Raw genomic sequence first — 24,846 nt, 5'->3', positions numbered from 1 at the left:
AGATGTGTATAAGAGACAGGGGCGCGGCTTTACAGGGATGTTGCCTCGCGCCCGACCCAAAAGCCGGAAGGCATAAGCTGAGGGAACCGCGTAGCGGCGATTCTGCCGCCAGAGCGCGGGGGTGCAGGGGGCGGCCGCGATTGGCCGCCCCCTGCGCGCTCCTTGCGCCGCGCAGATTATGTGGCATGAGATGAACAAGGAGCGCAATCGGCTGGGAAGCTACACGAAATTTCACGCACAACTGCCCGGCCTCACTCCTCATCAACAGTGCGCTTTCAGCGCCGCAATATCCTTTGGCGTCGTACGACAGCAGCCACCAATCAGCTTCGCCCCCGCCGCCAGCCACTGTGGCAAATAGCCCTCCAGGGTAGCGCAAGCTTCACCGTGGTGATGCCAGGTCTTGGTCACCGCATCGTAGTGTTCACCGGAGTTAGGGTAAACCACCAACGGCAGCGGCGTCTGGCTGTGCAGATAGCTCAGCGCATCCACGGTATTTTCCAGCGCGATACAGTTAATTCCTACCGCCAGAATCTGCGGATAGTCGGCGAGAAACGCCAGTACATCTCGCAGCGGCGTGCCGTCGCTCAGGTGCTGAGCGTCGCGCAGCGTAAACGAGAACCATGCCTGCGCCACCGGATACTCCGCCAGCAGCTGTGCTAGCGCGCGAATTTCGTCAAACGACGGCAGCGTTTCACAGGCCAACAGATCGGCCCCTGCGTCGAGCAATGCTTCAATGCGCGGGCGATGGAAATCCTGGAACACCTGCGCACTGCGCTGGTAGTCACCGCGATACTCTGAACCATCCGCCAGATAGGCGCCGTAAGGCCCCACCGAGCCGGCAATCAGCAGCCCTTTTGCCGCGGGGTTTTCAGCCCGATAAGCATCGCGAGCCTGACGCGCTAACTCTACGCTTCGGGCAATGAGCGCCCGTGAATGCACCTCATCGAGCCCGCGGGCGGCAAAACCGTCTGGCGTTGCCTGATAGCTGGCGGTAATCGCTACCTGTGCCCCGGCGCGGAAGTAATCCAGATGTACGTCGTAAATCAGCTGCGGATTTTCCATCAGCACTTTTGCCGACCACAGGTTATCTGCCAGATCGCAACCCCGCGCTTCCAGCTCCGTGGCCATCGCGCCATCGAGCACCACAAACGGGTTTTCAGCGAGAATGGCGGTTAACGGGTTATTCTGCGGCATGCTGCGGCTCCTGTTGTGATTGACGTGAACGCGTTAAATAGTAGGCACCGTAGCACAGCGCCACGAACGGCAGCCCGCACCATAACGCGATACGCTGTGAAGGGTCAAAGGCCAATCCGATACAGGCCACCAGGCACAGAATAAAGCCCAGCACCGGCACCAGCGGATACCACGGCGCGCGGTAGTGCAGTTCACTCAGCGCTTTACCTTGCTGAAGATGACGACGACGGAAAACGAAGTGCGACGCGCAGATGCTTATCCACACTGCCACTACCGCAAAACCGGAGATCGCCGACAGCGCGACAAACACCGTATCCGGTGCGACGATGCTGGAAAACAGTGCCAGCAGGCCACCGAGCATACTGACCGACAGCGCCACCAGCGGCACGCCGTTTTTATTGAGCTGTGAGAAACAGCGCGGCAGCGTGCGTTCATTGGAGAGCGACCACAGCATACGCCCAGAGGCATACAGCCCGGAGTTGGCAGCGGATAAAATCGCCGTCAGGATAACAAAGTTAAAGATATCGGCCGCATATGGAATCCCCACTTTCTCAAACACCAGCACGAACGGGCTTTTCTCTACCCCCGCCTGCTGCATCGGGATCAGCGCCGCCAGCACGAATACGGTGCCGATAAAGAAAATGATCAGCCGCGCGATGGTGGTACGGATAGCCACCGGAATGACCTTGTGCGGGTTTTCCGTTTCACCGGCAGCAATGCCGATAAGCTCGGTGCCGGAAAAAGCAAAGTTTACCGCCACCATGGTCATCAAAATCGGCAGTCCGCCGTGTGGGAACCAGCCCTCTGCGGTGATATTGCTCAGCCCCGGCGCAGGTGAACCATCCTGCATCGGGATAAAGCCAAAGATCGCCGCTCCGCCAAGGATGATAAAGGCGATGATGGTAATCACCTTCACCAGAGAGAACCAGAACTCCCCTTCGGCAAAGAAGCGGGTGGAGATAACGTTAAGGCCGAAAATCATCACGCAAAACAGCAGGCACCAGATCCATACCGGCACCTGTGGGAACCAGTACTGCATACAAAATCCGGCGGCAGTAAAACTGGACCCCAGCGCCACGGTCCAGGTCAGCCAGTAGAGCCAGGCCACGGTGTAACCGGTCGCCGGGCCGAGATAACGGGCGGCGTAAACGTGGAAAGCGCCAGTTTCCGGCATCGCCACCGACAGTTCGCCGAGGCACTGCATCACCAGCCAAACCACCAGCGCGCCGATAAGATAGGCCAGCAGTGTGCCCGCAGCCCCCGTCGTCGAGATGATATAGCCGGTATTAAAAAATAGCCCTGTGCCAATAACACCACCCAGCGACAGCATGATCAGGTGGCGAGTCTTCATGGTGCGCTTTAATTGCCCACCTTGTTGTTGTGTTGTGTCTGTGCTTTGCATTATTACCTTCTAAACGTATGGACATCTAAACATCCAAATCAGAAAGCTGTTATACAACGATCGTTAACAATATGCAAAACGGAGTCGGTACTAAAAATGAGGAATAGAAAAGAAGAACGGCCCTCAACCTTTCAAGCGGGGGGCCGTCGCGAGAGAATATTTCTCAGCCGAGCGCTCGCTACTCGTCGAAGAACCAGTATCCCTGGTTAATCAAATCCGTCAATTCAGCCACAAACGCTGGGTTACGCAGCGCCTCGCCAAAGTGGGTTTTATCCAGCTCGGTATAGCGACACAGGGCATCCGCCGCCTGCGGTGCGCAGGTTTCCAGGCGCTCGCTGTTAATGAAGAAACTGCCACCCACGTTCAGCACCCGCAGACCGTTCAGACGACGAAGAATCTCACCATCCTCCAGCGCGGCAACCACCTCTTCCGGCTCAAACGGCGGCTCCGCTGGCGCAACATCCAGCTCATGGCGCGGCGTGGATGCAAAGCTGCCAAACCACTGCTTGAAATCGTTGGGTTGACGGATCATGTCGATCATCAGAGTACGCAGACGTTCCAGTTCATACTCTTCGACTTTTCCCGCATGTTCACGGCAGGTTAGATCCGGATCGGTGTAGTACTTCTCGCCGAGATCGTTTTCCAACACGTAGTCAGCGAAGCTGCTGACAAGTTCACGGCCGTTCGGCCCACGGAAACCGACGGAGTAGTTGAGCGTCGCCTCATAGGTAAAGCCGTCGTGCGGGAATCCAGGCGGAATATAGAGAATGTCGCCTGGATTCATTTCCACCTCGATAATCGGCGTAAACGGCTCGACGTGCAGCAGCGCTGGGTGTGGGCAGTGCTGTTTTAACGGCAGCGCATCGCCCACACGCCAGCGACGGCGCCCCATCCCCTGGATGATAAACACATCGTACGGATCGATATGCGGCCCCACGCCGCCGCCCGGTACGGAGAAAGAGATCATCAAATCGTCGAGACGCCAATCCGGCAGAACACGGAACGGGCGCACCAGCTCTGCGGAGGGTTCGTGCCAATGGTTCACCGCCTGCGCCAGCAGCGACCAGTTGCTCTCACCCAGGTGGTCAAAGTTTTCAAACGGCCCGTTGCTGGCGGACCAGACGCCATCAACATGGCTCACCAGACGGCTATCGACTTCCATTTCCATCGCCAGACCGGCCAGCTCATCCGGCGTAATCGGGTCGACAAAGTTTGGAAATGCGTTTTTTAATACGACCGGCTGCTTTTGCCAGTACTTTTCTAAAAATTCCGGCCAGTTAAGGTTCAGTTGATAAGCCATGATTGATACCGTGAGTGAAGAAGTAGGCTCGATTATAAATAGCCCATTACCCGGCGCGCCTTGTGATGAATCAATTGCCGATGCGGACTTATGAATCCCATTCATAGCGGCATCCGGTTTTGCCGGATTATTCGCGCACGTCTATCAGGCTATCCTATGGACCATCAACACTACCCCGATGGAAAATTATGAGTCACTCACCGGCGCGCGCGACGCCCGCCCCCGGCAATCCCCATGGTTTGCTTTTTGTCGTTATCCTGAGCGCCTTGATGGCCTTTACTTCACTCTCAACCGATATTTATCTTCCCGCCATGCCGGCCATGGCGCGTGATTTACACGGCAACGTCGAGCTGACCATCACCGGCTTCTTAATGGGTTTTTGCATCGCGCAGCTGATCTGGGGACCGCTGAGCGACCGTTTAGGTCGCCGCCTGCCGCTGTTCATCGGTATTGGGCTATTTATTATTGGCTCCGTTGGCTGCGCGCTGTCGACCAGCATTAGCCAGATTGTTTTCTGGCGCGTGTTTCAGGCGCTGGGGGCCTGCACCGGCCCGATGCTGGCGCGAGCGATGATTCGCGATCTGTTTAGCCGTACCCGCGCCGCGCAAATGCTCTCTACCTTAATTTTAATGATGGCGGTTGCTCCAATTGCCGGGCCTTTGCTCGGCGGACAAATCATCATGTTTGCCAGTTGGCACCTGATTTTCTGGCTGCTGGCGCTTATTGGTGTCGCCATGTTTATCATGCTGTTTTGGCTGCCAGAAACGCTGCCCGTCGACAAGCGTGAGCACGCCTCGCTGGGCGGCGTGTTTAAAAACTATGGTCTGCTGCTGACCAATGTGGCGTTTATGCGCTATACGCTGTGTCTCACGTTCTACTACGTGGCGATCTACGCCTTTATCACCGGTTCACCGTTTGTCTACATCAGCTACTTTGGCGTTGCGCCGCAGTACTACGGCTGGCTGTTTGCGCTCAATATCGTCGGTGTCATGGTGATGAGCATGGTGAATCGCCGCATCGTACAACGCTATGCGCTGGAGATACTGCTAAAAGTGGCAACCTGCGTAGCAGGTGTGGCCGCGCTAGTGCTGGCGGCCGGGGCAGGATTGCAGGTCGGCGGGCTTGTCCTGATGGTTGCCGCCATCTTTGTTTTGTTCTCGATGAACGGCATCATCGCCGCCACCTCAACCGCCGCTGCACTCGACGCTGCGCCCAACGTTGCCGGTTCGGCTTCTGCGTTAATAGGCGCATTGCAGTACGGCAGCGGGATTATCTCCTCGCTGCTGCTTGCCATGTTAAGCGACGGCACGCCGTGGACGATGGCGTGCGTCATCGCACTGTTTACCTGCGCCAGCACCGCCGTTGCCCTGACGGCACGCACCAGGGCAACGGCATAATCACGCTACCGCGACCCGGTTTCGCCCCTGCTGCTTGGCCTGATACAGCGCTGTATCGCTGCTGCTAATAAGATCAGCGCTGATATCGGCGTTGCTCTGGATACTGCAGACATATTTCGGCGAGTCCCAGGTCATGACGCCAAGGCTTATCGTCAGAATGCCGCCAATAGGGCTGGTTTTATGCTCAATCTCCAGCGCCATGACCCGCTCACGCAGACGTTCAGCCACCGATAGCGCACCTTTGGCGTCAGTGTCCGGCAGCATAATCAAAAACTCTTCGCCGCCGTAGCGGCTGACGCAATCGCCCGGCCGCAGCGCGCCCATCAGGGCGTCAGCCACCGCACGCAGGACGCGGTCTCCCGCCTGATGGCCGTAGGTGTCGTTATAGTGCTTAAAGAAATCGATATCCGCCATGCACAGCGACAGCGAGGCGCCTTCGCGCTGGGCACCGCTAATTTCATAGCTCAGCCGATCGTCCATATAGCGCCGGTTAAACAGGCCGGTTAGATGATCTCGCTCGGCAAACTGCAGCAAGGTTTGGTTGGCGCTGGCAAGTTGCTGCTCCACCAGCTTACGTTCCGTGATATCCATCCACGCGGCGGAGATACCTACCGCATTGCCACCCGCGTCATACATCGGCTGCGGCTTAATATAGTAGTAGCGCCCGCGAAGCGAAACCTCTTTGCTGGCAAGCTCCTCACCGCTATCAATGCGCATGAAATCCTGCTGAAACAACTGCTGCCATTCTGGCATGATCGCCTCGAGCCGTTTGCCCACCAGGCTCTCCTCGGGCTCACCCAGTAGCACTCCCATCGCCTTATTCGCTTTGGTCAGTTGGCCGTCACGATTGATAATGCACAGCGCCAGCGGCGTGTTCTGGTAGATAGACTCAAGCTGCAATACTCGCTCGCTAAGCTGAGTGATATCGCGGTCAATACCGCGAAAACCGGAGAGCGCCCCCAGTTCATCAAACAGCGGGATTGCGCTGGTTTCAATCACCACCACGCTACCGTCGGCACGGCGGTTGCGGTTAATCATGCCCGAGAAGGGCTTCTGTGCAACCATCACCTCGCCGAAGACCTTCCTTAGCCGCTCAGCTTCATCAGGCAACATGAAATCAAATGGCGTACGGCCCAACACCTCTTCCGGCGTATAGCCCAGCTGGTTTTTAACTACGTCGGATACCCAAACGTAGCGGCCTGCCGCATCCACTTCCCACACCCAGTCGGTATTGTGGTGCAGAAGGTCCGCCAGCCTATCCGAATTGCCCTTTTTGCATTGTGCGAGCTGCTTTTCCATTGCGGTTCTTCCTTTTCCAATTACCTTTTCGTGGTTAAAATTTAACCATCAGGTCAACCAAGATATAATGACCTGTTAATTAGTGGCCATAACCACTTTAACAATTAGTGCTGCTAAGTTACTTTATATCAAAAGTAATGGAGGCATGCCTGTGATTTCAATTAACTATTTATGCCCTAAATGTAGCGGAATTACCGAAATATCGAATATCGAGAATATCAGAAATTCGCAAGATGCGTTTCCGCTAGCATGTCATGCCTGTGGCACGGCCTTCAGTAAAGCAGAGCTAATCAAATTTGCCCGTTCCAGGGCCGAAGAAATGATTGTTGAAGCACTTTCTGCTCTTCCCCAAAAAAAGGCATAGACTCATCTCATGCTATTATTCTGTTAATATTTAATTCTGAATCAATAATATTATCCTTCTGACATAACTATTAACGCTTCTATCTTTTTATATTAGCCCTCATCTTTTTATCTGATTTATATCACCTTGCAAATTTACGCAAATGACAAAAAAAACGGGCAGCATAATCTGCCACCCGCCGGGATTTATCTACCTGCCGTTTGCTTTACGCTAGCGCCTCGGCTTCAAGCATAACCGGGTGAAAGCGGCGCTTAAAATAGATAAGCCCATGCCCCTCTTCTTCCCCCAGCGCAATATTTTGGATCTCCACCAGATAGACCAAATGACTGCCAATGGTCTGCACCTGGCGAATCTCCCCTTCCAGGCTTGCCAGCGCGCCGTGCAGTACCGGCTGAGCTAACGCCCCGCGCTGCCAACCGCTGAGACTAAAGCGCTCGTCCATCGCCATGCCGGTCATACCCGCGAAGTGGCGCGCCATGATCTCCTGATCGTGGTTGAGCACGTTGATGCACAACTTGCCGTTCCCCTGGAAAACCGGGTTCATGGCGCTATTGGCATTAATGCACACCATCACCGACGGCGGAGAATCCGTCACCGAGCACACGGCGGTGGCGGTAATACCGCAGCGTCCGGCCTCTCCCTCGGTGGTGACAACGTTTACCGCTGCCGACAGGCTAGCCATCGCATCGCGAAAACGCAGGCGTTGTTCATCTAATTGCATTGTGACCTCCCGCTGCGAATTACTTCAGCAGCTTATCCAGCAGATTAATATCAGCGTTGTTGTGCAGGTGCGGCACCGTCCAGCCATTCTGGTCGTATTCCGACAGGCAGTGGTCAACCATCGCCATCATTTTGTCCATGTTGCCGGAGGTCTGCGCCTGGCGCAGACACTGCAGGCGAATCTCATCCTGGCTTCCGGAATAGTTGATTTCATACAGCTCATGGCGGCCGCCAAACTCGCTGCCGATCGCATCCCACATCAGTTTTAAGATCTTAATGCGTTCAACGTGATCCATCCCGTTGGAGCCGCGAACGTACTTCGCCAGATACTGGTCGATCTGCGGATTATTGAGATCGCGCGCGCTCGACGGCAGGTAGATCAGGCCGCTAGTGACGTTACGTTCGATGATGTTTTTGATCTTGGCATAGGCCATCGGGGCCATGACGCGGTAGGTTTGCAGCGCAGCGTGATCCGGCAAATAGGCACCGTTGACCCACGGTGTCGCTTCTGAGCACATGGAGTCGCTGAGCGCCCAGAACATATTGCGCCACGCCACGACTTCACCGAGATCTGCCTGCACGCCGCGGAATTCGAGGGTGCCGGTGCACTCCAGTGATTTTTTCAACAGCGCAGTAATGAAGTCGAGTTTCACCGCCAGACGCACACACGCCTGCAATGGGTACATACGGGCAAAACCGCCTTCCATCGTCCAGCGACGACAGCGATCGAAATCGCGGTAGATCAGTACGTTTTCCCACGGGATCAGTACCTTATCCATCACCAGGATTGCATCGTTCTCGTCGAAGCGGCTGGAGAGCGGATAGTCATATGGCGATCCGGTTGCGCCGGCCACCAGTTCGTAGGAGGCACGGGAGATAAGCTTCACGCCTTCCGCGTCCATGGGTGCAACAAACATCAGCGCGAAGTCCGGATTTTCGCCCATCACCTGAGCCGAGCCGAAGCCAATCATGTTGTAGTGGGTCAGCGCCGAGTTGGTGGCCACCACTTTGGCACCGCTGACGATAATCCCGGCATCGGTCTCTTTTTCCAGCTTGATGTAGACGTCTTTCACTTCATCGGCCGGCTTATGGCGATCGATAGGCGGGTTCACGATGGCGTGGTTAAAGTACAGGCCGGTTTCCTGAATGCGTGAATACCAGTGGCGGGCGTTTTGCTCGAACTGGCCGTAGAACGCCGGGTTGGCACCCAGTGCGCTACCGAATGCAGCTTTATAGTCCGGGGTTCGGCCCATCCAGCCGTAGGAGAGACGTGACCACTCGGCGATGGCGTCGCGCTGCTGGCGCAGGTCATCGGCACTTTTCGCCACGCGGAAGAATTTGTGCGTGTAGCCGCCGCTGCCGGTATCGGTGTTCCAGCACAGTTTGTCCTGCATGTCCGGTTTGTGCAGCGCATCGTACAACTGAGCGACGGACGCTGCCGCATTGCGGAACGCCGGATGGGTGGTGACATCTTTGACCCGCTCGCCGTAGATGTAGATCTCACGGCCATCCTGCAAGCTTTTCAGGTATTCTTCGCCGGTTAACGGGCGCTTGGCGTCTGCGCGGAAATCTTCAGGTTTCATAGGGTACACTCCAGTATTCATCGGATTTGTTAAATTTATGTTTTGTTTTTGTTCCGTAATTGAAGCGTTTGGGCGGGTATTCGTGAAGGGACGTTTGCGACAACGGCTGGTACTTTTCAGGCGAGGTTGGGTTCTGTGATCTGGGCGAGGTTTGATGGAGGATGCCCCTCGCCCCGGCCCTCTCCCCAAAGGGGGGAGGGGGAAAAACGTGCACACATTAGCCCTATCTCCCCACAGAGGAAAAAACTCAAAGCGCGCACAGTTTGGTCCCCTCTACCCTATGGGGAGAGGGTTAGGGTGAGGGGAAAATTACGACACCGGAATCTGACTGGCGCGAAACGCGCTCGGCGAACATCCTACCAGGCGGTTAAAAAAGCGGGCGAAATAGGCCGGGTCCTTAAACCCCAGCTGCCACGCAATCTCGCTCACTGCGCTATCGGAAAACAGCAGCAGCCTTTTGGCTTCCCGCAGCTGCCGGTCAAAAATCAGCCGCTTTGGTGGCCGGTTGGCAAAACGGCGGCAGATATCCGTCAGCCGCGACTCGGTCAGATGCAGCTCCCCCGCATAGTCCGGCACCGTCCAGTGACGATGATAGTGGCTGTCGATCATCTGGTTAAAGCGCTGGAACAGCTTTAGCTCGCCGCGCACGCCGCTCCCCGCATGATCATCCAGCGGAGCATTGCGCAACAGCAGCGTAAACACCGCCTGCGCTAAAAGTACCAGCGTGTGCTCGCGCCCCGCCAGCTGCGACGTTGACTCGCGTTGAATCAGCCGCCAGTAGTGGGCCAGCGCCGCCAGCTCATCCGGTTTATCCGCCAGCGACAGGCACATGCCCGGCAGGCCAAACGCCTCTCGGGTGCCGGGATAGAGCACCTCCAGCAGCGGCCAGATCAGATCTTCTCTGACCGTCAGCACGTGGCCGTCGCTGTCCGACTCAGTGATAAACGCGTGCGGCACCGATGGCGGAGTCAATACAAACAGCGGTGCCTGCACCGAGTAGCGATGATCATCAAGCTGCAGCTCAATTTGCCCGGTATCGAGAAAATGCATCTGGAAAAACTGGTCGTGCCGATGCGCCTGCATATCACGGCCAAAGAACTCAGCCATCCGGGCAAAAGACTGATAGTGCACATCTTTGCTGCCCAGGCTCTCGTCATACTCGGTGCTGATATCAATATTGGTAATCGTCTGCTGGCACATAGTGCCCCCTTACGGCGTCGCCCGCGGGCGCGACGATTTCATCGGGATAAGCCAGACGACAACCGCCCCCACCACCAGCAGCGCGGCAACAAACCACAGCCCGCTGTTAAAGCTGCCGGTGATATCTTTCAGCCAGCCGATCATAAACGGGCTCAGCGCCGATCCGATGTTGCCGGTGGCATTGATCACTGCAATCCCGATCGCGCGGGCGCGCAGACTTATCGACTGATCCGGCGTGGTCCAGAAGATCGCCATCGCGCTAAAGGAACCGGTAGAAGCCATGACGATCCCCAGCAACTGGATCAGGCTATGGCTAGTCGCCGAAGCCAGCAGCCAGCCGGCGGCGGCAAACAGGAACGGCAACGCCGTATGGTGTTTACGCTCCTGATGTTTATCCGAGTGGCGGCTCCAGTAGATCATCCCGAGAATGGTGCAAATCTGCGGGACCGCCGCCAACAGGCCAATGGTGATATTGCTGCTGCCCTCGTTGAAACTTTTGAGGATCTGCGGCGTCCAGATACTGATGGCGCTCAGGGTATTGGTCAGGCAGAAATAAGCAAACGTGTACATCATCACGATAGGCGTGAACACTTCACGCCACAGACTGCGCTGCTGCATCGCGTGGTGGCTGATGGCCCCTTCCGGCTGCACCAGCGTCAAATGATCGTTATCCATCATCTCCTGCAGGCACTTTTTATCCTCGGCGGTCAGCCATTTGGCTTTTTCCGGGGAGTCGTCCAGCCAGTACCAGACCATCACCCCCAGCAGCACCGCCGGGAAACCTTCCAGCAGGAACAGCCACTGCCAGCCGCGCAGGCTCAGCATGCCATCCATCGATAAAATATAGCCGGAGACAATCGAACCCAGCGCGGTGGTGACCGGCATGGCAATCATAAACAGCGCGTTGGCGCGAGCGCGGAAAAACGCCGGGAACCAGTAGGTTAAATAAAGCAGGATGCCGGGCAGGAAGCCGGCTTCGGTAATACCCACCAGCATTCGCAGCACGTACAAACTCTTTGGCCCAACGGCAAACATGGTGGCGGTAGACGCGATCCCCCACAGCACCATAATGGTGGCTATCCAACGTCGCGCCCCGACGATGCTGAGCATCACGTTGCTAGGAATGCCGAAAATCACGTAAGTGGCATAAAACAGCGTGGTAGCGAGGCCGAACATGGTGGCGTTGAGACCGAGATCGGCCCCCATCGTCAGCCCAGCAAAGCCGATGTTTATACGGTCTAAAAACGAGAAAATAAACAGCACAAACAAAAACAGCACCAGACGGCGAAACAGCTTATTGATAACCGCCTGCTGGCCTGCCGTCAGCTGCTTATGCTGGTCAGCAGGGTTGCGCTGCTCCGGAATGGCAGATGATGTGTCGCTCATAATTCTTCCTCTAATGGGATTTTTGTAGGGTACGACAGCGTTTTTACCGGACAGGGCGATGCCTTATCCGGCCTGAGGTTTGTTCTAGAGACAATCGGGTGACACCGGCCTTAATAAACGCCCGGCTCGGCGGCGGACGCACCGGCGCCAAAACGGGCCGCCAGCGCTTCCGCGCCGCGCGCCAGCAGGGTGGTATCAACGCCCACGGCGACAAACAGCGCGCCCAGCTCGAGATAGCGTTTTGCCAGCTGTTCGTTAGCCATCAGAATGCCCGGTGCTTTCCCCGCCGCCCGAATCTGCACAATGGCTTTTTCGATGGCGGCCTGTACTTCCGGGTGCTGCGGATTGCCGGCAAAGCCCATGTCGGCGCTGAGATCCGCCGGGCCGATAAACACGCCGTCAACGCCTTCCACGTCAAGGATTTGCGCCAGATTGCTCACCGCTTCACGGGTTTCAATTTGCACCAGCACGCACATCGCCGCGTTGGCCTGATGAAGATAATCAGGAATGCGATTCCAGCGCGACGCTCTCGCCAGCGCGCTGCCGACGCCGCGAATCCCCTGCGGCGGGTAGCGGGTTGCTGCCACGGCGGCGCGCGCTTCATCGGCGTTTTGCACCATCGGCACCAGCAGAGTTTGCGTGCCAACATCGAGCAGCTGTTTAATCTGCACCGGATCGTTCCACGACGGGCGCACCACCGGCTGGCTGGGATACGGCGCAATCGCCTGCAGCTGCGTCAGCACGGTCTGCACGTTGTTCGGCGCGTGTTCGCCGTCGATCAGCAGCCAGTCAAAACCCGCACCGGCTAACAGCTCAGCGCTATAACTGCTGGAAAGCCCCAGCCACAGTCCAATCTGCGGGCACCCGGCTTTTAGCGCTTCTTTAAAACTATTCTTCAGCATCGTGTTATCCCTTATACAAAGCGGCAGCTGATGGATCCCATGTTGCCGTAGTCAACGTGGAAGGTGTCGCCCTTGCGCGCCGGAACCGGGCGGGTGAACGATCCACCGAGAATAATTTGCCCCGGCTCTAGCTGGACGTCATACGGCGCCAGCTTGTTGGCCAGCCACGCCACGCCGTTGGCCGGATGGTTGAGCACGCCCGCGGCTACGCCGGTTTCTTCAATCACGCCGTTACGGTAGAGCAGCGCGGAGATCCAGCGTAAATCCAGTTCATCAGGCTTAATTGGCCGACCGCCGAGGATCACTCCTGCGTTGGCGGCGTTGTCGGAGATGGTGTCGAACACCTTGCGCGGGCGCTGGGTTTCCGGGTCCACGTTATGGCTGCGGGCATCAATCAGTTCCAGCGCCGGGATCACGTAGTCGGTGGCGTTATAAACATCAAACAGCGTGCAGTTCGGACCACGCAGTGGTTTGGCTAATACGAACGCCAGCTCCACCTCAATACGCGGCACGATAAAACGGTCGGTAGGGATATCCCCACCATCGTGGAAAAACATATCGTCGAGCAGCGCACCGTAGTCCGGCTCGCTAATCTGCGAACTCGCCTGCATCGCTTTCGAGGTCAATCCGATTTTGTGGCCCTTAAGCGTGCGGCCTTCGGCAATCTTCATCGCCACCCATTCGCGCTGGATGGCGTAGGCGTCTTCGATGGTGATAGCCGGGTAATCCAGCGACACCGCGCGGATCTGCTCGCGCTGTTTTTCGGCCTGATTCAACCGCTGGGCAATCAGGGTATGGGTCTGTTTATCGAGCATAGTGATTCCTGTGGCGGTGTTTTCCCCCTCACTTTGAGGGAGAAGGCTGGCCTTACCGGGATTATTTAAACAGCGCGTGAACGTTGTTCTGTTTGTAGTTCAGCGTCGGATGCAGTTCGTCCAGCTCAAACGACAGCGCCAGATAGCGGCTGTCCATCAGCGCGGCAAAGTGGCTTTTAATCAGCGCAAACAGCATTTCCCCCACCTGCTCGCGGCTTTCGAGGCTGCGTCCGCTGCCGATTTTTAGCGTCATATGGACAAACGCGTAATCGTACTGACCGTCGGCCATCTGCCAGGTATCCAGCCAGTGAGCGCGGCTGCGAATGCCGCCGAGCGGGAAAATCCCGGTTTCGGCAAGCGCTGCGTTCACTTTGGTAAACAGACCCGGCAAATCGGCCTGTTCACGGATGTTGTCGGTGCATTCGGCAATAAAGTGCGGCATGGTTTATCCTCACGCTGGCAGTGGGAAAATAGCGTTAACCTGGCCGGTACCGGAGCTGGCAAACAGGTCGGTGACGAACTCCACCTTGCCGTCGTATTTGTCCCAGCCCAGCATCCCCAGCAGCATCACGGTGTCGTGCATATTGCCTTCGCCGTAGCAGTAGTCGGCATACTCCGGCAGCATGGTGCAAAACTCCTTGAACTTGCCTTCGCGCCACAGCTTGACCACGCGCTCATCCATCTGATGATCGAATTCGCGGGTGTAGCTGTTCATCCCCTCTTCCGCACGCTGGTCGTCGATAAAGCGATGCGACAGCGAGCCGCTGGCGAACACGGCTACGGTGCCGTCGTACTTTTCGATGGCTTTGAGAATGGCTTCGCCCAGCCGGCGGCTGTCGGCAAAATCGTGCACCGTACAGAAGGCGGAGATCGACACCACTTTGAAATGCTTGTCGCTGTTCATGTAGCGCATCGGCACCAGCGTGCCGTACTCCAGCTTCAGGCTCGGGATGTTGTGCGCTTTGGCACGCACGCCCAGCTTCACCGCTTCATCGGCGATCATCTGCCCAAGCTCGGGGTTGCCGTCGTAGTCGTAGGTCATGTCACGAATAAAGTGCGGTAGCTCGTTGCTGGTATAAATCCCCTTAAAGCTCGCCGCGCAGTTAATGTGATAGGCGCTGTTCACCAGCCAATGGGTGTCGAAAACAATAATGGTATCGACGCCCATTTCCCGGCAGCGCTTGCCGATTTCGATATGCCCGTCAATCGCCGCCTGGCGGCAACCGAAGTTTTTCCCCGGAATTTCTGAGAGATACATTGACGGTACGTGAGTAATTTTTGCCGCTAACGCTAACTTGCCCATATCACACTCCCCATTTCGGGATTGGATGGTCGCCCATAGAAATACAGACGTTCTTCATTTCCGCGAACACTTCAAAGCTGTATTCGCCGCCTTCACGCCCGGTGCCGGAGGCCTTCACGCCGCCAAACGGCTGGCGCAGATCGCGCACGTTCTGGGTGTTGACGAACACCATGCCGGCCTCGATGCCGCGCGCCAGGCGCAGCACTTTGCTGATGTCCTGGGTCCAGATGTAGGAAGCCAGGCCATACTCGATGTCGTTGGCCAAACGCAGCCCTTCCGCTTCGTCTTTGAATGGCAGCAAGCACGCTACCGGGCCGAAGATCTCTTCTTGTGCCACGCGCATGCGGTTATCGACATCCGCCAATACCGTTGGTCGCAGGAAGTTGCCATTGCGCAGATGCGCCGGTAAATCGGTTGGTTTTTCCGGGCCGCCTGCCAGCAGGGTCGCCCCCTCTTCAATCCCCAAACGGATATAGCCGGAGACTTTTTCCCAATGCTGCTGGCTAATCAGCGCCCCCACCTGAGTATTCGGGTCAGTCGGGTCGCCCACGCGCAGGCGATTAGCGCGCTCGGCAAAACGTTTGACGAATTCCGGGTAGATACTCTGCTGAATAAAGATGCGCGACCCGGCGGTGCAGCGCTCACCGTTAATCGAGAAGATGGTGAACAGTGCGGCGTCGAGCGCCCGTTCGATGTCGGCATCTTCAAAAATCAGCACCGGCGATTTGCCACCCAGCTCCATCGAATACTTCTTCAATCCGGCATTTTTCATGATGTTGCGCCCGGTGGCGGTGCCGCCGGTAAACGACACTGCGCGCACGTCATGATGACGCACCAGTGCATCACCAGCGCTTGCACCGTAGCCCTGCACCACGTTCAACACCCCGGCCGGAATGCCGGCTTCCAGCGCCAGCTCGCCCAGGCGATCGGCGGTCAGCGGCGACAGTTCGGACATTTTCAGCACCGCCGTGTTACCCAGCGCCAGGCACGGTGCCACCTTCCAGGTAGCGGTCATAAACGGCACGTTCCATGGCGACACCAGCGCACACACGCCAACCGGCTGCACCAGCGTGTAGTTGAGCATCTTGTCGTCAACCGGGTAGGTTTTGCCGTTCATCTGCTGGCACACTTCGGCGAAAAATTCGAAGTTGTGGGACGCACGTGGGATCAGCACGTTTTTCGTCTGGTGGATAGGCAGCCCGGTATCGGCAGTTTCCATCGCCGCAATTTCCGGCACGTTTTGGTCAATCAAATCGCCCAGGCGGCGCATCAGGCGTGCACGCTCTTTCATCGGCAGATTGGCCCATTTCGGGAAGGCCTCTTTTGCCGCCGCCACCGCCTGATTCACTTCAGCTTCACCGCCGGACGCCACTTCTGCCAGTACTTCACCGGTGGCCGGGTTGGTGGTGTGGAAGTAGTCGTGACCGGCGACGTTTTTACCGTTAATCCAATGGTTAATCTTTTTCATTACGCATTTCCCTCACTGACAATTCGGTTCACCAGGCGCCCCACGCCTTCCACTTCCACCACCACTTCATCACCCGGCACCACATCGGACAGCCCCTTCGGGGTGCCAGTGGCGATCATGTCGCCCGGTTGCAGCGTCATAAACTCGCTGAGGTAGGCAATTAAAAATGGGATGCTAAAAATCAGATCGGCGGTAGTGCCCTGCTGACGCAGCTCGCCGTTGACAAAAGTGCGCAGCGCCAGATTGTGCGGGTCAGGGATTGCCTCTTTCGGCACCACGTTTGGGGAGATCGGGGTCAGGCCGTCGCGACTTTTCACCCGCAAATTCGGACGATAGTAGTTTTCGAGATAATCACGGATGGCGTAGTCGTTACACACCGTATAGCCCGCCACATAATTCATCGCGTCAGCTTCACTGACCTTACGTGCGGTTTTACCGATGACCACCACCAGCTCCGCTTCGTAGTGCATGTATTCGACGTTGTTCGGGCGCACCGAGGTTTGCCCATCACCGGTCACCGTATTGGGGGCTTTGATAAATACCAGCGGCTCTTCCGGCGGCTTAAATTCCAGCTCGCTGGCGTGATCGGCATAGTTGAGGCCAAGGGCGAACAGCGTGCTGTGGTGCTCTGGATGCGCGACGGCTGCCTTTTTGCTGTCGACGACAGTCGGGTTTTCCAGCGGTGGGAACCCGTCTGCCAGAATGCGGACGCGGTCGCCAGGATTGAGCGCCACGCGCACCTGCGGCGTCCCCAGCAAAATGACATCACCGGGATTTAAGGTAGCGAATTCACTTAACGCGCTCAGCAACTCAGCGGCGCTGCGCTGCAGGTCGGCAGTGCTCCAGCGGTCAACCTCGCGGCCGTTGATCTCGGTAGTAATGGTCAGGTTATCGACGCTCCCGATGCTCACCGCGTCCCCCAATGGGCAAAAACCGTCACGGCATTTGGCCTTGATGGCCGGTCGATAAAAGCTCTCTTCCACGAGGCTCACTTCGTTGGCCAGCGCATAGCCGGCGATATAGTGCGCCGCGTTTCCAGCCGTAACCTTAGATGCCGTTTTGCCCACCACCAGCGCGACGGTCGCACCGCTGTATACCGTTTCCCCTTGCGGCAATGGAATCGGCTCGCCGCCGCCAATCACGGTGTTGTGCGGTTTGATAAACCACACCGCCGTTTTGGGCGACGTCTTGTAGGGGGCCTGCTCAAACGCCTCGCGCCAGGCATCAAGCTGGCTGCGATGGTTAAGCGCTACGGCGAAAACGGTACCTTTCATGAACAGCTCCTTAGCGAAAACTTTTTCATTAACATATTAATGATCTGTTTTATGCCTCAGCTGGTCATTTAGCAAACACAAGTCAATTATTTGTGATCAAAATAACAATAATTTTACATAATCAATGTTTAGTCGTTATTTATCAATTACTTAACAACAAACACAATCTTCACGCCTTGTTTTCACTCAAAATATGCTGTCGATAAAATCAACATTGTTATATTGTTCATATATTAATAATGAGAGGTATGCGGAGGCATAATGCATGATTCTTTAACCATCGCGCTGATGCAGGCGCGCGAGGTGGCGATGGCCTACTTCCGCCCGATAGTGAAGCAGCACAACCTGACCGAGCAGCAATGGCGAATCGTTCGCGTGCTGGTCGAGAACCCGTCGATGGATTTTCACGAACTGGCCGCCGCCACCTGTATTCTGCGCCCCAGTTTGACCGGCATTTTGACCCGCATGGAGCGCGACGGCCTGGTGTTGCGCTTAAAGCCGGTAAACGACCAGCGCAAACTTTATGTGTCGTTGACCAAAGAGGGATACGCGCTGTACGAGCGCGCGCAGGCGAAAGTTGAAGAGGCCTATCAGCAAATTGAAAAGCGGTTTACGCCGGAGAAAATGCGCCAGTTAACGGCGCTGCTTCATGAGTTTATTAAACTAGAAAAGTAATTAAATCATTATCTTAACGGCATCACTTTTCTCAACGTGATGCCGTCATTCTATTCCCCCCTAAAATCCCCCTCACGACAGCAGATAGCTTTTTTTCGCTCCGGCGCGTATTTCTTCTGTACCCACTGAAACCGGTTTTATCGCCGCGCAAATCCAAGGAAGATCACACTTCTTTACATCCCGCTTTGCCTTTCGCTTGGTGTTTCTATAAAAGAAACACTAACAGCAATGATATTACGCCTCGTACCTCAAAAACTTAAAACGATGAGAACACCTCTATGTCAGAACAACCGATAACAGGATCTGCCACCCGTTCGACCGGACGGGTACGCTTTTTTGTGCTAGGCCTGGTGTTTATTAATATTATTATCAACTACATGGACCGAACTAACCTCTCGGTGGCGGCCACCCAAATGTCCGGCGAGCTGCAGTTTACGCCGCTGCAAATGGGGCTCATCTTCTCGGCTTTCGGTTGGATCTATGCGGCATTACAGATCCCCGGCGGCTTTCTGATCGACCGTTTAGGCTCCCGTCTGGTGTACGGCGTGGGGCTGTTTATTTGGTCGCTTATCACCGCGCTACACGCGGTGGCCAACAGTTTTGGCGCGCTGGTGGGTCTACGTCTGGGCGTGGGTGCCTTCGAAGCACCAGTGATGCCGTCGAACAACCGGGTGATCTCCAGCTGGTTCCCGGAACAAGAGCGCGCAACGGCGATTGGGATTTACTCCTCGGCGCAGTTTGTCGGTATGGCGTTAATGACGCCAATATTGTTCCACGTACAGGATCTGTTTGGCTGGCGCGGGCTGTTTCTGATTACCGGCGTAGCCGGAATGCTGTGGGGCGTGCTGTGGTACTGCCTGTATCGCGATCCGCTGGATCACAAAACCGTCTCGAAGGCCGAACTCGATCACCTGCGTAAAGGCGGTGCGGTGATGGAAAGCCGCGAGAGCGCCGCGAAGCGTCCATTTAGCTGGCAGGATCTGGGGCTGATGTTCAAAAGTCGGAAGCTGATTGGCATCTACTTTGGCCAGTTCACCATCTCCGCCACCTTCTGGTTCTTCCTGACCTGGTTCCCAACCTATCTGGTGCAGTATCGCCACATGGATTTTATTAAATCCGGCTATGTGGCCTCTATCCCCTATCTGGCGGCGTTCGTTGGTGTGCTGCTGGCAGGATTTGTTTCCGACCGTCTAATTCGCCGCGGCGTCTCCACCAGCTTTGCGCGCAAGGCCCCGGTAATTCTGGGTATGGCGCTAACGCTGTTTATCCTCGGCGCTAACTACACCGACAACCCGACGCTGATCATCGTGTTTATGTCTATCGCCTTCTTCGGCAACGGTCTGGCCACTATTACATGGGTGTTCGTGACCGCACTGGCCCCTCGCCATCTGATAGGCCTTGCTGGCGGCGTCTTTAACTTTACCGGCGCGCTGTCATCCATCGTGGTGCCGATTGCCATTGGCGCGCTGATCGATGGACACAACTTCGCCCCAGCGCTGGGCTTTATCGCCGTGCTGGCCTGTTTAGGGATCTGTTCTTACCTGTTTGTGGTCGGAAAGATTGACCTCGACGACGAAAAAGTTACGCCGTCAGCAGGCCGCAAAGCGTGACCAGCTCTGCCTGGCGGGCTGCCGTTTGCTCCGGGGTGTACTCGTACATCCCGGCAAAGGCCAACGCCGCTTTATGCGAACCGAACTGGATAGGTTGGGCTATCGACAATTCACCATCGTCGTGCGGCCAGACCACCTGTCCCTGTTCACGCTGCTGTTGAAGATACGGGGCGATAGCCACCATCTCTTCAGCACTAAAGCGCGCCGCGAGCACATCATCCTCTTCGGCCGCCAACAGTGCGATACCGATGACCGATTGGCAGGCGGGCATCATGTGGAAGCCTGCTAAGGCCTGGCTGATATGGCTGCCGGGCTGGGAGTGGAAGATATAGATAACCTGGTCCTCCCACAGGACGCCCATCGCCACCACGATATCTTTCGGAGCATGGGTTTCAAGCAGTGGGAGAGCCTTTGAAAACAGCGTTGAGCCGCGGATAGCCTGCGCCGCCAGAGCATGAATACCCGGTCCCGGCAGATAGCGACGCTGCTCATCCTGGGTGGTGAGACCAATCGCGGCCATGGTCATCAGCAGCCGATTCACGCGGGTAGCATTGGTGCCCATCAGGCGGGCCAGTTCGCGACAACCGATAGCCCGATCGCTGGATACCAGATACTGCAGGCAGCGAATACCGTCGATAAGGCTTTGATTAGGTTGAGACGACATGGCGGGACCCCGTTTTTTTGAAGACTATTATTTTATCGCCAGAAAGGCAGGAATTACAATTTATGCAAATTTTTCAGCAAACCCACGAACGTGATTTTCCCCATCAGAACCTGACGACCGATCTGCTGGTTGCCGGCGGTGGCCTGGCCGGGTTATGCGCCGCGCTCGCCGCGGCGCGCGATGGTTTGCAGGTGGTTCTCGTACAAGATCGCCCGGTGCTCGGCGGCAACGCCTCCAGCGAAGTGCGGCTATGGGCTAACGGTGCCACCTCGCACATGGGTAACAATAACCGCTGGTCGCGCGAAGGCGGCATCATGGGCGAGATCATGGAAGAGAACCTGTGGCGCAATAAAGAAGGCAACCCGATGATGTTCGACCTGCTGCTGCTGGATTTGGCGCAGCGCGAAAAGAATCTCACCCTGTTGCTCAACACCGCTATCTACGCAGTAAACCGTGAAGGCCAGCGCATCACTGAAGCCACCGGTTTTAACCCGGTCAACGAAACCTTCTACCACATTCAGGCCGCACAGTTCTGCGATGCGACCGGTGACGGCGTACTCGGCCATCTTGCCGGAGCAGAGTACCGCATCGGTGCCGAGGATGCTGAAGAGTTGGGGGAGAAAATGGCGCCGGGCGACAACTTTGGCCATAAACTCGGCCACTCGATCTACTTCTATACCCGCAAAGGCAGCGAACCGGTGAGGTTTGTTCCTCCCTCTTTCGCGCTGCAGAACATTGAAGAGATCCCGCGCTATAAACGCCTGACTTCCACCCTCAACGGTTGCGATCTGTGGTGGCTGGAATGGGGCGGCCGCCTCGATACCATTCACGACAGCGAAGAGATCAAATGGGAGCTGTGGAAAATCGTCTGGGGCGTGTGGAACTACATCAAAAATTCCGGCGAATTCCCGGATGCGGATAACCTGACCATCGAGTGGGTGGGTGCGATCCCCGGCAAACGTGAAAGTCGCCGCTTTATCGGCGACCATCTGCTGTGCCAGCAGGACATTATGGAACAGCGTGACCACTACGATGCGGTCGGTTACGGCGGCTGGTCGATTGACCTGCATCCGGCCGACGGCGTTTACAGCAGCCACGACGGCTGCCGCCAGTTCCACAGTAAAGGCACCTACACCATTCCTTATCGCAGCCTGTATAGCCGTTCGCTGGATAATCTATTCCTCACCGGGCGGCTGATCTCCGCCTCGCACGTCGCCTTCGGCAGCGCCCGCGTGATGTGTACCTGCGGTCTGCTGGGTGAGGTGGTTGGCCGCGCCGCCGCGCTATGTCAGCAGTATAAACTGAATGCCCCACAGCTGGCGGAAGGCAAACATATCGGCAAATTGCAGCAGCATCTTCAGCACACCGGCTGCTACATTCCACGCCAGCGCCTAAAGGATCCCGCGCGCGGCGCACAGGTCACCGCCAGCAGTGAAATGCAGCTCGCTACCCTCCCGGCCAACGGTGAGTGGATGGCGCTCGACGAGCGTATGGCTCTGCTGCTGCCGTTACCAGCCGGGGAATCGCTGCCGGAAATGCGCTTCACCCTGCGTTCTGCCACGGCGCAGCCATTAAAAATCAGCCTGTTGGGCAGTCAAAAAGCCGCTAACTATTGCGCCGACACGCTGCTGGACGAGCGTTCATTCATGGTTGAAGAAACGGGTGAATACCGCGTGGCCTTCGACTGGCAAAGCGATGCCGACCGCTACCTGTTTATCGCTTTTGAGAGCAACAGTAATGTCGACATCGCCTTAACCAGCCTTGAGCTGCCGGGCGTGATGACGGTGTTTAATAGCCAGAATGCCCGCGTCGCGAAACATCCACGACAGATTGTTGACGGTGATTTTGGCGCAGAAGAGTTTGATTTCTGGGTGCCGCGTCGCCGCCCGCATCAGGTGATGCCCGCGATTCATTTCGTCACTCCGCTGCGCTGCTATGACGTGCAAAATCTGCTTAACGGTCGACTGCGCCCAGAACAGCATATCAACGGCTGGGCGCCCGCGCTCGACGATGCTAAACCAGAGTTAACGTGGCAATGGGATGCACCGCAAACCGTACAGTCGCTGACGCTGGTGTTCGATAATGATTTTGATAACGCGATGGAAACCGTGCAAATGGGCCACCATGCTGCGGTGACGCCGCACTGTACCACCCATTATCGACTGTGGGCCGATGATGAACTGCTCGCCGAGGTTGACGATAACCGTCATTCCGTCTGCCAGCATACGCTGGAGGCTCCGCGTCGCGTGTCAAAAATCCGCCTTGAACTGGTGAAATCAGCAGGGGCACTGCCGGCGGTCTACACGCTGAATGTGAAATAAGCGAAGACGGGTATGCGGGCAATCCCCCGCATACCCGCCGAAACCTTTTACGTCGGGGCGCACCAACGTAAAAGGGGTTATGCTCCCTGGCGGGTCGCAGCCAGCACAATTTCACGAATACAGACGTACTGCGGCTGGGCATAGGCGTACTCAATCGCGTGCGCCACATCTTCTGGACTCAGCACTTTCCCGCCCATATCCTGCTTCCATTCCTGATAACCGGCTTTGATATCATCGCTGGTGGTGTGGCTCAGCAGCTCGGTTTCAACGGCGCCTGGGGCAATCACCACCACGCGCACGTTGTGCGGTGACAGCTCTTCACGCAGGTTTTCAGACAGACCGTGGACGGCGAACTTAGTGCCGACATACACCACGTGGTTCGGGAAGGTTTTACGCCCGGCGATGGAGCTGATGTTGATGATGGTGCCCGCTTTACGTTCAATCATCCCTTTAGTCACCGCGTGCACGCCATTCAGCAGACCTTTCACGTTGACGTCCAGCATCTGTTCCCATTCATCCGGGTTCTGATCGTCAATGTTGCCCAGCAGCATCACGCCCGCGTTGTTGACCATCGCATCCACCGGCCCAAACTGCTGCTCGGCTTCGGCAATCGCTGCGGCAACGGCTTGACGGTCGGTCACATCGACGGAACGACACAGGGTGCGCGGCAGATTCAGCGCCGTCATCCTGTCCACACGACGTGCCAGCAGCAGCAACGCATGGCCGCGCTCAGACAGCAGCTTCGCGGTGGCAAGGCCAATGCCGGAGCTGGCGCCGGTGATCACGACTAAAGGTTTGGATGCAGCGTTCATAGAGAATTCCTCATAAATAAAATTGATGGCGCTACTTTAATTCCGATTAGAAATGGTGAAAAATGGTTTGTTTTTTTCACAGCCATAAATAATTCCTATGGATAAACGACAGCTCAGCGCCTTCATCTCAGTCTTTGAAGAGCGCAATATTACCCGTGCCGCTGAACAGTTAAGTCTGACACAGCCTGCACTTTCTGCCACCGTTAAAGCCCTGGAAGAGGAGCTAGGCACTCAGCTTTTCGTGCGTAAACCCCGCGGCGTGGAGGTGACAGAAGATGCGCGCGCGCTCTATCCCCACGCCTGTCGGATGATCCAGGATATGGCCACGCTGACCGCACGTTTTCGCAAGCGTCAGGACAAAGCGCCGCTGACTATCGGCATCGAACAAGACATCGCTTCACCATGTCTGGCGTCGTTGTTACAGCAAATTGGCGGCGAGATGCCGGATACGCTGGTGACCCTTGATCCCGGCTGTACGGGCGACATTCGTCTCGGCTGCGAAAGCCTGCGCTGCGAAGACGAACTGTTTATGCCGCTGTACGACGAGCCGTACGTGCTGGCCTATCCGTCGGCGCATCCGGTCAGCGAGCTGGCAGAACTGAATCTGGAGCTGCTCTACGGCTATCCGTGGGTGATGTACCCCGCACATGATTCCCATCAGCGATTTTTGCCGTTCTACGGTCCATCTGCCGGCGCGCCGAGCGCCAACTCGGGCAGCTTTACGCTGGCGTTAGATCTGGTTGAGGGTGGTTTTGGTCTGGCGATTGCCCCGCAGTCGCTGGTGGAATCACGCTGCGATTTAGCCTACCGCGCGCTACCGGGCTATCCGCTGGTGCGTAGATTGGGAATCTGCTATGCCATTCAGGCGGCGGAAAATCCGGCTGTGCGTCAGCTGCTGGATTTGCTTAATCAGGCCTGACAGTTAGGCAGGAGACTCCGTTCACGTGATGTTTGGCAGTTGAGTGCACGATTCCGTTCACTTTATGTTTGGCAGAACATGAAATAACTGCACCCGTGAACGGGCTAAGGGGGGCGCCGCGCCCCCTCTTAGCAATCCCCGCGGCCCCGCGGTGAAATCGGTGCTTCGCACTGCGTTCGCCTCCGAACTCCAGCCTGCGGCACGGCGAAACTCGACGTCCCTGTCTCGGTTCGCCTCA

General features: G+C 56.6%; 22 protein-coding genes. 6 read left to right on the top strand and 16 right to left on the bottom strand.

Annotated features, from left to right (window positions below; translation table 11 throughout):
• Positions 1-261: 261 nt before the first annotated feature.
• From mmuM to KP80_RS17965, 3 genes are all read right to left on the bottom strand, one after another.
• Positions 262-1,194 (bottom strand): homocysteine S-methyltransferase, encoded by a 933-nt coding sequence (mmuM, locus tag KP80_RS17975; RefSeq protein ID WP_052284997.1) that lies wholly within the window; start codon positions 1,192-1,194, stop codon positions 262-264.
• Complete coding sequence (gene mmuP, locus KP80_RS17970; RefSeq protein ID WP_052284996.1) at positions 1,181-2,596, bottom strand: S-methylmethionine permease; 1,416 nt, start codon at positions 2,594-2,596, stop codon at positions 1,181-1,183. The genes mmuM and mmuP overlap by 14 nt, the downstream gene beginning before the upstream one ends.
• Before the next feature lie 178 nt (positions 2,597-2,774).
• Positions 2,775-3,896 (bottom strand): cupin domain-containing protein, encoded by a 1,122-nt coding sequence (locus tag KP80_RS17965; RefSeq protein ID WP_052284995.1) that lies wholly within the window; start codon positions 3,894-3,896, stop codon positions 2,775-2,777.
• Between the two features lie 188 nt (positions 3,897-4,084).
• Between KP80_RS17965 and KP80_RS17960 the strand changes: the two genes are divergently transcribed.
• Positions 4,085-5,293, top strand: a complete 1,209-nt coding sequence (locus tag KP80_RS17960; RefSeq protein ID WP_052284994.1) for a multidrug effflux MFS transporter — start codon at positions 4,085-4,087, stop codon at positions 5,291-5,293.
• On the opposite strand, the gene KP80_RS17955 is transcribed toward KP80_RS17960, so the two are convergent.
• Positions 5,294-6,592 (bottom strand): sensor domain-containing diguanylate cyclase, encoded by a 1,299-nt coding sequence (locus KP80_RS17955; RefSeq protein WP_052284993.1) that lies wholly within the window; start codon positions 6,590-6,592, stop codon positions 5,294-5,296.
• Positions 6,593-6,737: 145 nt separating this feature from the next.
• Here KP80_RS17955 and KP80_RS23465 point away from each other — a divergent pair, with 145 nt between their 5' ends.
• Entirely contained in the window at positions 6,738-6,956 is a 219-nt protein-coding gene (locus KP80_RS23465) for an ECs_2282 family putative zinc-binding protein (protein WP_419772963.1), read from the top strand.
• A 205-nt stretch (positions 6,957-7,161) separates the two neighbouring features.
• Here KP80_RS23465 and KP80_RS17950 read toward each other — a convergent pair whose 3' ends face one another.
• The 10 genes from KP80_RS17950 to hpaG all read right to left on the bottom strand — a co-directional run bounded on the left by KP80_RS17950 (position 7,162) and on the right by hpaG (position 17,607).
• Positions 7,162-7,677: a 4-hydroxyphenylacetate 3-monooxygenase reductase subunit gene (locus KP80_RS17950; protein ID WP_052284992.1), complete on the bottom strand. Its 516-nt coding sequence runs from the start codon at positions 7,675-7,677 to the stop codon at positions 7,162-7,164.
• Between the two features lie 19 nt (positions 7,678-7,696).
• Positions 7,697-9,259 carry a 4-hydroxyphenylacetate 3-monooxygenase, oxygenase component gene (gene hpaB, locus KP80_RS17945; protein ID WP_052284991.1) on the bottom strand — a complete coding sequence of 521 codons (1,563 nt, stop codon included), beginning with the start codon at positions 9,257-9,259 and terminating at the stop codon, positions 7,697-7,699.
• Positions 9,260-9,568: 309 nt separating this feature from the next.
• The gene (hpaA, locus tag KP80_RS17940; protein ID WP_052284990.1) at positions 9,569-10,459 is read right to left on the bottom strand and encodes a 4-hydroxyphenylacetate catabolism regulatory protein HpaA; all 891 of its coding nucleotides are present in this window, start codon (positions 10,457-10,459) and stop codon (positions 9,569-9,571) included.
• A gap of 9 nt (positions 10,460-10,468) precedes the next feature.
• On the bottom strand, positions 10,469-11,845 hold the full coding sequence (gene hpaX, locus KP80_RS17935) for a 4-hydroxyphenylacetate permease (protein ID WP_052284989.1): 1,377 nt from the start codon (positions 11,843-11,845) through the stop codon (positions 10,469-10,471).
• 110 nt (positions 11,846-11,955) lie between these two features.
• Complete coding sequence (hpaI, locus tag KP80_RS17930) at positions 11,956-12,744, bottom strand: 4-hydroxy-2-oxoheptanedioate aldolase (RefSeq protein WP_052284998.1); 789 nt, start codon at positions 12,742-12,744, stop codon at positions 11,956-11,958.
• A gap of 14 nt (positions 12,745-12,758) precedes the next feature.
• Positions 12,759-13,562 (bottom strand): 2-oxo-hept-4-ene-1,7-dioate hydratase, encoded by an 804-nt coding sequence (hpaH, locus tag KP80_RS17925; protein WP_052284988.1) that lies wholly within the window; start codon positions 13,560-13,562, stop codon positions 12,759-12,761.
• Positions 13,563-13,623: 61 nt separating this feature from the next.
• Positions 13,624-14,004 carry a 5-carboxymethyl-2-hydroxymuconate Delta-isomerase gene (locus KP80_RS17920; RefSeq protein WP_052284987.1) on the bottom strand — a complete coding sequence of 127 codons (381 nt, stop codon included), beginning with the start codon at positions 14,002-14,004 and terminating at the stop codon, positions 13,624-13,626.
• A 9-nt stretch (positions 14,005-14,013) separates the two neighbouring features.
• Positions 14,014-14,865: a 3,4-dihydroxyphenylacetate 2,3-dioxygenase gene (gene hpaD, locus KP80_RS17915; RefSeq protein WP_052284986.1), complete on the bottom strand. Its 852-nt coding sequence runs from the start codon at positions 14,863-14,865 to the stop codon at positions 14,014-14,016.
• A gap of 1 nt (position 14,866) precedes the next feature.
• Positions 14,867-16,333 carry a 5-carboxymethyl-2-hydroxymuconate semialdehyde dehydrogenase gene (hpaE, locus tag KP80_RS17910; protein ID WP_052284985.1) on the bottom strand — a complete coding sequence of 489 codons (1,467 nt, stop codon included), beginning with the start codon at positions 16,331-16,333 and terminating at the stop codon, positions 14,867-14,869.
• Complete coding sequence (hpaG, locus tag KP80_RS17905) at positions 16,333-17,607, bottom strand: 4-hydroxyphenylacetate degradation bifunctional isomerase/decarboxylase (RefSeq protein ID WP_052284984.1); 1,275 nt, start codon at positions 17,605-17,607, stop codon at positions 16,333-16,335. The genes hpaE and hpaG overlap by 1 nt, the downstream gene beginning before the upstream one ends.
• 261 nt (positions 17,608-17,868) lie before the next feature.
• Here hpaG and hpaR point away from each other — a divergent pair, with 261 nt between their 5' ends.
• Together hpaR and KP80_RS17895 are read left to right on the top strand one after the other, a co-directional pair.
• On the top strand, positions 17,869-18,282 hold the full coding sequence (gene hpaR, locus KP80_RS17900) for a homoprotocatechuate degradation operon regulator HpaR (RefSeq protein ID WP_052284983.1): 414 nt from the start codon (positions 17,869-17,871) through the stop codon (positions 18,280-18,282).
• Positions 18,283-18,560: 278 nt separating this feature from the next.
• Positions 18,561-19,892, top strand: coding sequence for an MFS transporter (locus tag KP80_RS17895; protein WP_052284982.1), 1,332 nt, complete (start codon positions 18,561-18,563; stop codon positions 19,890-19,892).
• Here the strand turns inward: KP80_RS17895 and KP80_RS17890 are convergent.
• Positions 19,864-20,556 (bottom strand): hypothetical protein, encoded by a 693-nt coding sequence (locus KP80_RS17890; RefSeq protein WP_052284981.1) that lies wholly within the window; start codon positions 20,554-20,556, stop codon positions 19,864-19,866. The two genes, KP80_RS17895 and KP80_RS17890, sit on opposite strands and share 29 nt — an antisense overlap.
• 62 nt (positions 20,557-20,618) lie before the next feature.
• Here KP80_RS17890 and KP80_RS17885 point away from each other — a divergent pair, with 62 nt between their 5' ends.
• Positions 20,619-22,877: an FAD-dependent oxidoreductase gene (locus tag KP80_RS17885; RefSeq protein ID WP_052284980.1), complete on the top strand. Its 2,259-nt coding sequence runs from the start codon at positions 20,619-20,621 to the stop codon at positions 22,875-22,877.
• Between the two features lie 77 nt (positions 22,878-22,954).
• On the opposite strand, the gene KP80_RS17880 is transcribed toward KP80_RS17885, so the two are convergent.
• Positions 22,955-23,689: an SDR family oxidoreductase gene (locus tag KP80_RS17880; protein ID WP_052284979.1), complete on the bottom strand. Its 735-nt coding sequence runs from the start codon at positions 23,687-23,689 to the stop codon at positions 22,955-22,957.
• Between the two features lie 97 nt (positions 23,690-23,786).
• Between KP80_RS17880 and KP80_RS17875 the strand changes: the two genes are divergently transcribed.
• Positions 23,787-24,608, top strand: a complete 822-nt coding sequence (locus KP80_RS17875) for a LysR family transcriptional regulator (RefSeq protein WP_052284978.1) — start codon at positions 23,787-23,789, stop codon at positions 24,606-24,608.
• Positions 24,609-24,846 lie beyond the last annotated feature (238 nt).

The organism is Kluyvera genomosp. 1, assembly GCF_001266615.1.
Classification (GTDB): domain Bacteria; phylum Pseudomonadota; class Gammaproteobacteria; order Enterobacterales; family Enterobacteriaceae; genus Kluyvera; species Kluyvera cryocrescens_A.
This window is presented reverse-complemented; position numbering and strand designations above follow the sequence as displayed.